We start from the raw sequence: 10,559 nt of genomic DNA, 5'->3' as shown, positions 1-10,559 counted from the left end.
CCAGGGTGTAGTCGCTCTGAGTCCGCTTTCGTCCAGTTCCCATCTCGCTCTCCTAAGAAAAGGCGGGAAATGACAACTTAAACCAGGACGGGTCACAGATAAAAAAAAAGCCCGCTAAGCTAGCGGGCTAAATCCATTTCCTTTGCAAGAAGTGGAGGAGACAAGTGCAGTATGCTGCGTCACAGCATATAAATCCACTTTATTTTCCCAATATCAATTATTGGGAACGTGAATATCTCCTCCAGCGCCGCTTATTTCGGCACGCAGGTCACCAGAATGTTGGTGACCGGGGTTTCGTGCATGACGCCGGTGCCGTTGGTGACCGTGCAGTTCAGGCCATTGTTGGGATCGACGACGGTCACGCCGTAAGCGGTGCCGTCCGCCACCGTGGCGGGGAAGGCGAAGTCGCCGGCGCCGTTGGTGGCGGACGCGCTGCTCAAGGTCACCTGGCTGTTCGAGCCATTCAGCAGGGTCACGGTACGGGCGGTGGTGCCATCGGCCGCCACGGTGATGCCGGTGAATTGGCCGCCGAGGGTGTATTGGTTTTGCACGCAGACCACCGCCGCCTGGATAGACACGGTGTGGCCCGCCGAGCCGGAACCGGCGTTGACGCCGCAAGTCATGTGGGCGGGCTGGGTCTTGATGGTGATGTTGTAGTCGGTGCCGTAGTCGATTTTCTTGGGGAACGCGAATGAGGTGCTGCCGGCAGGCACGCTCACCGTGTCGCTGCCGTTGGCCAGGACCAGGCCGCTATTGGCCAGGCTGACGACAACGCCGGACTGGTCGGTGATAACGCCTTGCACCGTGAATTGCGCCTTGCCGCCGCAACCAGCCACCATGGCCGCCGAGGCCGCCAGGGTCAGCGCCGCTGCGGCGCGTACGAACGAAAATTTCATGTATTTCTCCAAAGATTAGAACGGGCGCGGCTTAGTTGTTGGTGCAGTTGACGATCAGGCCCAGCTGGTCATCGCGCGGCATGGTGCCTGGATTGAGCGCGCCGTCGAACTTGCAGGTCTGGCCGCTTGGCTGGGTCAGCACGGTGCCGCCATACAGGGCGCCATTGGCCACCTGGGTCGGGAATTTGAAGCTGACGTCGGCGCCGGCGGTGGCGGCCGGCAGCACGCCCACCGTGTCGGAACCGTTGGCCAGCACCAGGCCGGTACCGGTCAGACCCTTGACGGTGCCGCCCAGCACGAACGGGTTGGCTTTGCAGGTGACGGTCACCCGGTACACGGTGTAAACGTTGGCGTTGCCGGTGTTGTTGGCGACCTTGCACTCCGCACCGGTCGGATTGGTGTCCACTTCCACGTCGAAGCTCTCATCGCTGGCCAGCAGCTTGGTGAAGATAAAGCTGGAGGCGCCGGTCTCGATGGCCAGCTTTTCGCCGTTGCCCTTGTTGATCAGCACCAGGCCGGCCTTGGCCGGGCCGTCATACAGGATAGAGCCAGACAGCGACAGGTTGCCGTCATTGCCGCCGCAGGCGCTCAGAATGACACCACACAGCAGGGCCAGGCCCGCACGCAGATACGAACTTTTCATAAAACTCTCTCTCCAAAACGAATAGGGCCCGGCAGCACGCGCGGGAGGCAGCATATTACACTTGTGCGCCGTATTTTAGTGCATTTGGCATGCTTGCCCTTGCAAATGGATGTAACAGCCTGTGTCGCCGGCTTACTTCACCTGCGCCACCTCGCACACCGAGCGGCGCCCGTCCAGCGTGCAGCGGTTGCGGATGTTTCCTTGCAAATCATGCACTTCCACCTGCCATTGGTCGGGGCCGCGGCGCTCCATGGTCATGAAGCCGAAACCGTCCACCCACGAGCTGAAGTGCTCGACCACGGCGCCCGGCGCCGGCGTCACGCCCGGCGGCAGCTGCACCGGCAGCGGCACGATGTCTTCCGAGGTGCCGGCAAAACCGGCGATGAACTGGCTCGGATGCGGACTGGAGAAGCTGGCTTGCTGCCACAGGTGCACGTGGCCGGACAGCATGGCCTGTATCGCCGGCGGGAACAGCAGCGGGTTGAGCGAGCCCATGGCCGCCTGCAGGCCTGCGTCGCCCGGCAGCAGCACGATGCCGCCGTCGGCCTTGCGGTCGGCGCCCATGCCCAGCAGCGGGTGGTGCGAGATGCCGATGTTGCGCGGCGCCCGTTGCGACAGCGCGTCCAGCTTGCGGTACAGGTCGCGGTACTTGTCGTAGCCGACGTCGCCCGGTTTCAAGCCCTTCCAGGTGGTGTTGGCGGTGTCCAGCACCAGCAGCTGGGTGGACTGGCCGATCGGAATGGCGTAGGGATCGCTGTAGTTGCCCACATTGTCGTCGGCCGCCGCGTTGCAGTCGCGGCCCTTGAGCAGCGGACGCGGATCGAGGAAGCGCCAGTAGCCCTGGCCGCCGCGCTGGCAGTTCTCGTGATTGCCTCGCGCCATCACCCACGGCGCGGCGTCCAGCAGCTTGGCGCCGGGCGCGAAGAAGTCCTCGTCCCAGGCGTCCCAGCCGTAGCCCCAGGGGCTGCCGGCGCAGCCGGCGTTGCCCTCGGGGCAGGCGTTCTCGCGGTAGTGGTAGTCGCCGACGTGGATCACCAGGTCCGGCTTCCACGCGGCGGCCTGCGCCGCCACGGTGGCGAACGGATATTGCGCACTGTCGTTGCAGGCCTGCCAGCTATTGCTGCTCTTTTGCAGGCGGCAGCCGGTGTCGCCCAGCACCACGATGCGGGTCGGCTCGGCCTTGGGCAGCGGCAGTTTGCGTCCCAGCACGGTGGCGCTGGTGGTGCCGGCCGGCAGGGCCGCTTCGCAGGTCAACAGCGGAAACTCGGCCGGCTTGGAATCGGCCGGCGCCGACGGAGTGGGGCGCAGCGGGATGGTCTGGGCCGGCGCGCGCAGCGTCATCGGCTGGCCGCGCTGGTCGAGCACGATCTCGGGACATGCGGGGGCGTCGATCAGCACGCGCGCCACGGCGGCGCCGTATTCCCCGATCACCACGTAGGAGGTAAAGTCGGGCGGCGGCGGCGGATTGGTGGCGGCGCAGCCGGCCAGCAGCATGGCCGGGGCCAGGCGTTTCAGGATGGGTAACAGCACGGGATCTCCAGCGGAATAATCCTGATGTTACCATGGTGTTTATTTGCCTACATCACCATGACCGCTCGCCGTCCGCTCGCCCTGCTGTTTGACCTTGACGATACCCTGTGGCCGATCGGCCCGGTGATCGCCGCCGCCGAGGAGAGCTGGCACGCCTGGCTGGCCGAGCACGCCCCCCGGGTGGCGCAGGCGTTCAGCGTGGCCGAGCTGCGGGTGCGCCGCATGGCGCTGCTGGAGCGCCGGCCGGAGCTGATCGCCGACCTGTACCAGCTGCGGCGCGAGGCGCTGGCCGAGGTGTTCGCCGAGCTGGGCGAGGACCCGGCCCACATCGAGGGCTCGATGCGGCACTTCGCCGTGCAGCGCAACCTGGTGGTGCCGTACGCCGACGTGCTGCCGGCGCTGCCGCTGCTGCAGGGCATGCTGCGGCTGGGCGTGATCACCAACGGCAACGCGGATCTTGAAGTGATCGGCATGGATCACCATTTCGAGTACGCGCTGTCGTCCTCGCGGTTCGGCCGCGCCAAGCCGGACCCGGCCATCTTCCACGCCGCCTGCGCGGCCATGGGGGTGGCGCCGCAAGACGCCGTCTACGTGGGCGACGATCTGCGGCTGGACGTGCAGGGCGCCCAGGCGGCCGGCCTGCGCGCGGTCTGGATGAACCGCCATGGCAGCACCGCCCACCTGGAGGCGGGCGTGACGCCGGATGCGATTTGCGCCACGTTCGACGAACTGCTGCACTGGATACGTGGGCAGATCCAGCATTGAAGTGCATAATATAAACAGGACTTTTACACCGGTATTTAGTATGCAACTCGACAATCGTGCCCAAACCCTGCTCAAGGCCCTGGTGGAACGCTATATCGCGGACGGCCAGCCGGTGGGGTCGCGTGCGCTTTCCAAGATCTCCGGGCTGGACCTGTCGCCGGCCACCATCCGCAACATCATGGCCGACCTGGAGGAGCTGGGCTATGTGGCCAGCCCGCACACCTCGGCCGGCCGGGTGCCGACGCCGCGCGGCTACCGCATCTTCGTCGACACCCTGCTGACGGTGCAGCAGCTCGACGAGCAGGCGGTGGGCGCGCAGCTGCGCCTGCAGTCGCCGCAGCCGCAGAAGATGATCACCAACGCGGCGCAGATGCTGTCGTCGCTGTCGCAGTTCGCCGGCGTGGTGCTGAGTCCGCGCCGCGAGTCGGTGTTCCAGCAGATCGAGTTCCTGCGCCTGGGCGAGAAGCGCATCCTGCTGGTGATCGTGGCGCCCAACGGCGACGTGCAGAACCGCCTGCTGCTGACCGACGTCGACTACAGCCCGGCCCAGCTGGTGCAGTCGGCCAACTACATCAACCAGAATTACGGCGGGCTGGCGTTTGACGAGGTGCACGCGCGCCTGCAGAGCGAGCTGCGCCAGCTGCGCGACGACATGGGCCGCCTGATGCAGGTGGCGGTGGAGGCGGGCAGCGAGGCCATGGCCGACGATTCCGACAATATGGTGATCGCAGGCGAGCGCAACCTGCTGTCGGTCAGCGACCTGTCATCCAACATGACGTCGCTGCGCCAGATGTTCGACATGTTCGAGCAGAAGACGGGGTTGATGCAGCTGCTGGACGTGTCGACCAAGGCCAGCGGGGTGCAGATTTACATCGGCGGCGAATCGAGCCTGGTGCCGATGGATGAGATGAGCGTGGTGACCGCGCCGTACACGGCCAATGGCAAGATCGTCGGCACGCTGGGCGTGATCGGCCCGACGCGGATGGCGTATGAGCGGGTGATACCGATCGTCGATATCACCGCGAAATTGCTGTCGAATGCACTAAGTCACAACTAGCACGCCATTCCGGCGCAGGCCGGAATCCATGCTGAATACGCATGGCCGCAAACGTTCTATGGATTCCGGCCTGCGCCGGAATGACGGCTTTAAGGGCGGTGCGGGCAGGCGGTCTTGGTGCAGTTGCCGTAGATCGCCAGCGCGTGCTCGGCGATCTTGAAGCCGCGCTCCTTGGCGATGGCGTGCTGGCGCTCCTCGATCGATTCGTCGTAGAACTCTTCCACGCGGCCGCAGTCCACGCACACCAGGTGGTCGTGGTGCGAACCGGCGTTCAGCTCGAAGATGGCCTTGCCGGTCTCGAAGTGGTTGCGGTTCAGCAGGCCGGCCTGCTCGAACTGGGTCAGCACGCGGTAGACGGTCGCCAGGCCCACGTCCATATTGTCCGCCAACAGGATCTTGTAGACGTCCTCGGCGGTCAGGTGGCGCACTTCGCTGTTCTGGAAAATATCCAGGATTTTGATGCGTGGCAGCGTGGCTTTCAGGCCGCTGGCCTTCAGATCGGTAGGATTGTTACCCATGGTCGAGACTCGTAGATTGGTTGGCGATAGCTAGCCGCTAGTTTACCGTACTCCGACTGATCCGGTTACAAAGATTTGCCCCGTCCCGTGCCGGGTGCTTTATGATATAGCGTTTTTCAGCACATCCGCCCGACCAGATTGAGGACATTTATGCGCGTCACCCAGGCTTTTTCGCAGTCTTTGTTGCACCGTCTTACTCCCGTCGCCGCCGCCGCTTGCGTGGCGCTGGCGCTGGGCGGCTGCGCGACCAAAACCACGCTGGGCGAGAAATCGACCGAGGTGAAAGACAGTGAGCCGACGCTGGACGCCAGCAAGGGCGCGCAAACCACCACTATTACCAAGCTGCAACGCTTCATGTGGTTCTTCTCGCCGTATCGTCCGGACATCCAGCAGGGCAACTTCGTCTCGGAGGAAATGTTGTCACAGCTGAAAGTGGGCATGACCCAGGACCAGGTGCGCTTCATCTTCGGCACCGCGCTGCTGACCGATCCTTTCCACGGCAACCGCTGGGATTACGCCTTCCGCCTGGCCAAGGGCAATGGCGAAATCACCACCAGCCGCGTGATCGTGTTCTTTGACAAGGACGGCAAGGTGGAGCGCTGGGAGGGCGGCAACTTGCCGACCGAGAAAGAATACATCGCCCGTATCGCCGGCCCGGCGCCCAACGCCAAGAAGGAAGCGGCGATCGATGCCGCGCTGTCCAAGCCGGCCCCGACCGCGCCGCTGCCGGCCGGCAGCGACAACCCGGCGGCCGCGTCGCCGGTCGGTGTGACGATCAGCAACGACAAGAAATAACAAGGATACGCAGCATGACGCAAATGAACATCGCCATCGCCGGCGCCGGCGGCCGCATGGGCCGCATCCTGATCGAAGCCGTGCAAAACGCCGACGACGCCCGCCTGTCCGGCGCGCTGGACCGCGCCGGCTCGGAGCAGGCCGACGCCGCCGCCTTCCTCGGCAAGCCGGCCGGCGTGCCGGTGGAGTCGGACTTCGGCAAGGGCCTGGCCGGCGCGCAGTACCTGATCGACTTCACCCGTCCGGAAGCGACCCTCGAGCACCTGAAATACTGCGCCGAGCACGGCATCAAGCTGGTGATCGGCACCACCGGTTTCGACGACGCCGGCAAGGCCGCCATCGCCGAGGTGGCCAAGAAAACCGCGATCGTGTTCTCGCCCAACTTCTCGGTCGGCGTCAACGTCACCATGAAGCTGCTGGAGCAGGCCGCCAAGGCGCTGTCGACCGGCTACGACATCGAAATCATCGAAGCCCACCACCGCTTCAAGGTCGACGCCCCGTCCGGCACCGCGCTGAAAATGGGTGAGGTGATCGCCGACGCGCTGGGCCGCGACCTGAAGGAACACGGCGTGTTCGCGCGTGAAGGCGTGACCGGCGAGCGCGATCCATCGTCGATCGGCTTCGCCACCATCCGCGGCGGCGACATCGTCGGCGACCACACCGTGCTGTTTGCCGGCATCGGCGAGCGCATCGAGATCAGCCACAAGTCCAGCAGCCGCGTCACCTACGCGCATGGCGCCATCCGCGCCTGCCGCTACCTGGCCGACAAGCCGACCGGCCTGTTCGACATGTACGACGTGCTGGGCCTGAAGGACAAATGAATCCCGCCGCCAGCCAATTCACCCTGAGCCGCTTCTGGGAGCAGGGTGACGCCATCAGCCACGCGGTGGCGTTTGTGCTGCTGGCGATGTCGCTGGTGAGCTGGTTCTTCATCCTGGCCAAGGCGTATGCCGCCTGGCGCATCCGCCGCGGCGCGCCGGCTGTGCACGCGTTCTGGGACGCGCCCAGCATGCAGGATGGCGTGGCCGCGCTGGCGCTGGCCGATCCCGAAAAGATTTTCCTGCCGCTGGCGCAGCAAGGCGCCGCGCAGCTGGCCGCTTCGCCCCGTCTTTCGCTGGGCGGCGAGATGGATCGCTCGGCGCAGGCCACGCGCGTGCTGCGCGCGGCGATCCAACGTTCCACCAACCGCCTGGAAGCCGGCCTGACGCTGCTGGCCTCGATCGGCGCCACCGCGCCGTTCGTCGGCCTGCTGGGCACGGTGTGGGGCATTTACCATGCGCTGGCCAATGTCTCCTCGCACGGCACGGTGCAGATCGACAAAGTGGCCGGCCCGGTGGGCGAGGCGCTGGTGATGACCGCCATCGGCCTGACGGTGGCGATTCCGGCAGTGCTGGCCTACAATGGTTTCAACCGCGTCAACCGCCTGACCCTGGCGGAGCTGGACGCCTTCGCACACGACCTGCACGCTTACCTGACCAAGTAAGATCATGGCCTTCGGCGCATTCAATCACCACCGCAATCCCGGCTCGATGGCGGACATCAATGTCACGCCGATGGTGGACGTGATGCTGGTGCTGCTGGTGATTTTCATTCTGGCCGCGCCGATGTTCACCGGCTCGGTGCAGCTGGAATTGCCGAAGGCGCAGGCGCCGGCCGCGCAAACGGCGCCGGCGGCCACGGTCACGCTGTCGATCGACGCCAAAGGGCAGGTGTTCTGGAATAACGATCCGGTGGAAAAGGATGGGCTGGAGTCGCGCCTGATCGAGGCGGCCAAACTGGCGCCGCAACCGGAACTGCAGCTGCGTGCCGACAAGGACACCCGCTACGAAGTGGTGGCGCAGGTGATGGCCGCCGCGCAAAGCAATGGATTAACGAAGTTGGGGTTCGTGACGGACCCCAAGGAGAAGAAGTAATGGCAACCGCGGAACTGAATGGCGCCGCCATCAAGGATTTCGACAGCTTCCACGCCGAGTGCAAGGCGGCGATGGGTTTTCCCGACGGCTACGGCAACACCATGGATGCCTGGGTCGATTGCCTGAGCTATCTGCGCGACGACGACAGCATGAGCAAGTTCAAGCTCAAGCCGAACGAGGTGCTGGAGATCGTCATCAAGGACGCGCCGGCGATGAAGGCCGCCGTGCCCGACATTCTCGAAGAAATCACCTACTGCGTGGCCGGCCTGAACGAGCGCTACGAAGATTACGGCGAGAAGCCGGCCCTCAAGCTCACGCTGCGCTAGGCACGGCGTTCGGAATATTGGCCTTGGCGCCGGTCTCGCCGGGCGCCAGCGTCAGCACCTCGAAGCCGGTCTCGGTGACGTGCACCATGTGTTCCCACTGCGCCGACAGCGACTTGTCGCGCGTCTCGACGGTCCAACCGTCGCTCAATTCCCTGGTGGCGGCCTTGCCGGCGTTGATCATCGGCTCGATGGTGAACAGCATGCCTGGCTTGAGCACCATGCCCTGGCCCGGACGGCCGTAGTGCGTCACCTGCGGATCCTCGTGGTAGACCTGGCCGATGCCGTGGCCGCAGTAATCGAGCACCACGCTGTAGCCGGCCTTCTCGGCCACGGTCTGGATGGCGAAGCCGACGTCGCCCAGCGTGGCTTTCGGCTTCACCGCGCGGATGCCGGCCCACATGGCGGCGTAGGTGGTCTCCACCAGCTTGCGGGTTTGCTTGCTGGGCTCGCCCACGTAGTACATGCGGCTGGTGTCGCCGTGCCAGCCATCCTTGATGACGGCCACGTCGATGTTGATGATGTCGCCGTTTTTCAGCACCTGGGTTTCCGACGGAATGCCGTGGCACACCACGTGGTTGACCGAGCTGCATACCGTGGCCGGGAAGCCGCCGTAGCCGACGTTGGCCGGAATCGCCTGCTGCACGTTGACGATGTAGTCGTTGCACAGCTTGTCGAGGTAGGCCGTGGTCACGCCCGGCTTGACGTGGGGTGCGATCATGGTCAGCACGTCGGCCGCCAGCTGGGCGGCGACGCGGGCCTGAACCATTTGCTCGGGCGTTTTGATGAGATTGGCGTTACGGCGGGACATGTGACTACCTCGTTATTTGCTGAGGCGGTATTGTCCCACAATCGCTAGCGCACCGCCTTTAAATCAAAGTGCGGATTCAGGATGAGGCACAGCAGGTTGCCGAACGGGTCGGCCAGTTCGACGGTACGGATGCCTTCGCCAACGTCCTGGATGGCGCCGTGGATGGTGGCGCCCAGCGCGGTGATGCGGGCGACTTCCGCCTCGATATCGTCCACGCCCCAGTAGACCATGCTGCCGCTGGTGCCGGGTTTGCCGTCCGGGATCAGGCCCAGCTCGAAGCCGCCGATGCTGAAGCCGACGTAGAACGGCTGGTCGAAGTAGGGCGCGGTATCGAATACCTTGCTGTACCAGTCCTTGGCGGCGGCGAGGTCGGCCACCGGATAGGCCACCGTGCGCAGTCCCTTGATCATGTTGTGTCTCCAGTTGGTGAAAACACCATCTTGGCACATCAGGCCGCGCTTTGATTGGAAAAATGGAATCGCTCGGGCGTGCTGCCGGCCAGTTCCTGGAAGTCGTGGATCAGGTGGGATTGGTCGAAGTAGCCGCACTCCAGCGCAAGCCGGGCCCAGTCCGGCGCCGTGGTAGCCCTGAGCGCCGCCGTGGCGCGGCGAAAGCGGCAAATGCGCGCGTATAGCTTGGGCGACAGCCCGACCTGCTCGCGGAACTGCGCCGCCAGATGCTGGCGCGAGACGCCCAGCCGCGCCGCCAGCGCCTCCACGCGCACCTCACCGCCGCTGCTCTCCAGCGCCGCCAAGGCCCGCTGCACGAGTGGGACGCCGAGCCGGTCCCCGGATGCGCTACCGCCCAGCGCCGCAGCGTAGCCACGCCCGCCGCCATTGGCAGCCTTCAGCCGCCGCAGCAATTCGCGCTCGATAAGGGCCAGTCGCGCCCGCTCGGGTGCTTCGCTGGCCCACAGCGCGTCGGCCAGGCGGTCGGCGTCGCCGCGGCCCCACAGTTGGTCGATATCGGCCCGCTGGTCGGTCAGCGCGTGCAGCGGCGTCGTCAGGAACAGTCGCGCCATGCCGGGCTTGAAACGCACCGCCAGCGTCCGCACCGGCCGCGCGCTGGCGACCAGGATGGCCGACGACATCATGCCCACCGCAAACCCCTGTTGGCCGCCATCCTGCCACAGGATATCCACGCAATTGTCGGGCAGCACCCGGTGTGTATGCGCCCCGCCCGGCGCGCGCGCCGCCCACACGCACGCCACATGGGCGGCGAGCTCGGGATGGGGAGGGTATTCGCGGTAGTGCATTGAATCGTGCAGAGTCCGTCTCAAGGTTGAGGTAAGCTAGCAATCATGCTTAT

14 protein-coding genes are annotated in these 10,559 nt (G+C 65.2%); 7 read left to right on the top strand and 7 right to left on the bottom strand.

Annotation, left to right across the window (positions count from 1 at the left end; translation table 11 throughout):
- Positions 1 to 251: 251 nt before the first annotated feature.
- From FHW83_RS20185 to FHW83_RS20175, 3 genes are all read right to left on the bottom strand, one after another.
- The gene (locus FHW83_RS20185; RefSeq protein WP_176648131.1) at positions 252 to 896 is read right to left on the bottom strand and encodes a hypothetical protein; all 645 of its coding nucleotides are present in this window, start codon (positions 894 to 896) and stop codon (positions 252 to 254) included.
- A gap of 31 nt (positions 897 to 927) precedes the next feature.
- Entirely contained in the window at positions 928 to 1,539 is a 612-nt protein-coding gene (locus tag FHW83_RS20180; RefSeq protein ID WP_176648130.1) for a hypothetical protein, read from the bottom strand.
- Between the two features lie 132 nt (positions 1,540 to 1,671).
- Entirely contained in the window at positions 1,672 to 3,069 is a 1,398-nt protein-coding gene (locus FHW83_RS20175) for a metallophosphoesterase (protein ID WP_373997240.1), read from the bottom strand.
- A gap of 57 nt (positions 3,070 to 3,126) precedes the next feature.
- Between FHW83_RS20175 and FHW83_RS20170 the strand changes: the two genes are divergently transcribed.
- Together FHW83_RS20170 and hrcA are read left to right on the top strand one after the other, a co-directional pair.
- Entirely contained in the window at positions 3,127 to 3,834 is a 708-nt protein-coding gene (locus FHW83_RS20170) for an HAD family hydrolase (RefSeq protein ID WP_176648129.1), read from the top strand.
- A 40-nt stretch (positions 3,835 to 3,874) separates the two neighbouring features.
- Positions 3,875 to 4,891 (top strand): heat-inducible transcriptional repressor HrcA, encoded by a 1,017-nt coding sequence (hrcA, locus tag FHW83_RS20165; protein WP_176648128.1) that lies wholly within the window; start codon positions 3,875 to 3,877, stop codon positions 4,889 to 4,891.
- An 89-nt stretch (positions 4,892 to 4,980) separates the two neighbouring features.
- Here the strand turns inward: hrcA and fur are convergent, their stop codons facing one another.
- Positions 4,981 to 5,409 carry a ferric iron uptake transcriptional regulator gene (gene fur / locus FHW83_RS20160; protein ID WP_176648127.1) on the bottom strand — a complete coding sequence of 143 codons (429 nt, stop codon included), beginning with the start codon at positions 5,407 to 5,409 and terminating at the stop codon, positions 4,981 to 4,983.
- A 150-nt stretch (positions 5,410 to 5,559) separates the two neighbouring features.
- Between fur and FHW83_RS20155 the strand changes: the two genes are divergently transcribed.
- The 5 genes from FHW83_RS20155 to FHW83_RS20135 are packed head-to-tail and all read left to right on the top strand — an operon-like array spanning position 5,560 to position 8,443.
- Positions 5,560 to 6,204: an outer membrane protein assembly factor BamE gene (locus tag FHW83_RS20155; protein WP_176648126.1), complete on the top strand. Its 645-nt coding sequence runs from the start codon at positions 5,560 to 5,562 to the stop codon at positions 6,202 to 6,204.
- Between the two features lie 14 nt (positions 6,205 to 6,218).
- A complete protein-coding gene (gene dapB / locus FHW83_RS20150) occupies positions 6,219 to 7,025 on the top strand; it encodes a 4-hydroxy-tetrahydrodipicolinate reductase (RefSeq protein ID WP_176648125.1) in 807 nt (268 codons plus the stop codon).
- The gene (locus FHW83_RS20145) at positions 7,022 to 7,687 is read left to right on the top strand and encodes a MotA/TolQ/ExbB proton channel family protein (RefSeq protein WP_176648124.1); all 666 of its coding nucleotides are present in this window, start codon (positions 7,022 to 7,024) and stop codon (positions 7,685 to 7,687) included. Before dapB ends, FHW83_RS20145 begins: the two co-directional genes overlap by 4 nt.
- Before the next feature lie 4 nt (positions 7,688 to 7,691).
- Positions 7,692 to 8,117: a biopolymer transporter ExbD gene (locus FHW83_RS20140; RefSeq protein WP_176648123.1), complete on the top strand. Its 426-nt coding sequence runs from the start codon at positions 7,692 to 7,694 to the stop codon at positions 8,115 to 8,117.
- Positions 8,117 to 8,443 (top strand): barstar family protein, encoded by a 327-nt coding sequence (locus tag FHW83_RS20135; protein ID WP_176648122.1) that lies wholly within the window; start codon positions 8,117 to 8,119, stop codon positions 8,441 to 8,443. The genes FHW83_RS20140 and FHW83_RS20135 overlap by 1 nt, the downstream gene beginning before the upstream one ends.
- Here the strand turns inward: FHW83_RS20135 and map are convergent.
- The 3 genes from map to FHW83_RS20120 are packed head-to-tail and all read right to left on the bottom strand — an operon-like array spanning position 8,430 to position 10,530.
- Entirely contained in the window at positions 8,430 to 9,251 is an 822-nt protein-coding gene (gene map, locus FHW83_RS20130) for a type I methionyl aminopeptidase (RefSeq protein WP_176648121.1), read from the bottom strand. The two genes, FHW83_RS20135 and map, sit on opposite strands and share 14 nt — an antisense overlap.
- Before the next feature lie 44 nt (positions 9,252 to 9,295).
- Positions 9,296 to 9,661 (bottom strand): VOC family protein, encoded by a 366-nt coding sequence (locus FHW83_RS20125; RefSeq protein WP_176648120.1) that lies wholly within the window; start codon positions 9,659 to 9,661, stop codon positions 9,296 to 9,298.
- Between the two features lie 38 nt (positions 9,662 to 9,699).
- Positions 9,700 to 10,530: an AraC family transcriptional regulator gene (locus FHW83_RS20120; protein WP_229224271.1), complete on the bottom strand. Its 831-nt coding sequence runs from the start codon at positions 10,528 to 10,530 to the stop codon at positions 9,700 to 9,702.
- Positions 10,531 to 10,559 lie beyond the last annotated feature (29 nt).

This window comes from Duganella sp. SG902 (assembly GCF_013376005.1).
GTDB lineage: Bacteria > Pseudomonadota > Gammaproteobacteria > Burkholderiales > Burkholderiaceae_D > Rugamonas.
Note: the sequence above shows the minus strand (reverse complement) of the source record. Positions and strands in the feature narration are given on the sequence as shown.

What these genes read in the sequence shown, in the direction of transcription:
- FHW83_RS20185 (WP_176648131.1), bottom strand. Translation starts at nt 896, where the DNA reads ATGAAATTTTCGTTCGTACGCGCCGCAGCGGCGCTGACCCTGGCGGCC.
- FHW83_RS20180 (WP_176648130.1), bottom strand. Translation starts at nt 1,539, where the DNA reads ATGAAAAGTTCGTATCTGCGTGCGGGCCTGGCCCTGCTGTGTGGTGTC.
- FHW83_RS20170 (WP_176648129.1), top strand. Translation starts at nt 3,127, where the DNA reads ATGACCGCTCGCCGTCCGCTCGCCCTGCTGTTTGACCTTGACGATACC.
- hrcA (WP_176648128.1), top strand. Translation starts at nt 3,875, where the DNA reads ATGCAACTCGACAATCGTGCCCAAACCCTGCTCAAGGCCCTGGTGGAA.
- fur (WP_176648127.1), bottom strand. Translation starts at nt 5,409, where the DNA reads ATGGGTAACAATCCTACCGATCTGAAGGCCAGCGGCCTGAAAGCCACG.
- FHW83_RS20155 (WP_176648126.1), top strand. Translation starts at nt 5,560, where the DNA reads ATGCGCGTCACCCAGGCTTTTTCGCAGTCTTTGTTGCACCGTCTTACT.
- dapB (WP_176648125.1), top strand. Translation starts at nt 6,219, where the DNA reads ATGACGCAAATGAACATCGCCATCGCCGGCGCCGGCGGCCGCATGGGC.
- FHW83_RS20145 (WP_176648124.1), top strand. Translation starts at nt 7,022, where the DNA reads ATGAATCCCGCCGCCAGCCAATTCACCCTGAGCCGCTTCTGGGAGCAG.
- FHW83_RS20140 (WP_176648123.1), top strand. Translation starts at nt 7,692, where the DNA reads ATGGCCTTCGGCGCATTCAATCACCACCGCAATCCCGGCTCGATGGCG.
- FHW83_RS20135 (WP_176648122.1), top strand. Translation starts at nt 8,117, where the DNA reads ATGGCAACCGCGGAACTGAATGGCGCCGCCATCAAGGATTTCGACAGC.
- map (WP_176648121.1), bottom strand. Translation starts at nt 9,251, where the DNA reads ATGTCCCGCCGTAACGCCAATCTCATCAAAACGCCCGAGCAAATGGTT.
- FHW83_RS20125 (WP_176648120.1), bottom strand. Translation starts at nt 9,661, where the DNA reads ATGATCAAGGGACTGCGCACGGTGGCCTATCCGGTGGCCGACCTCGCC.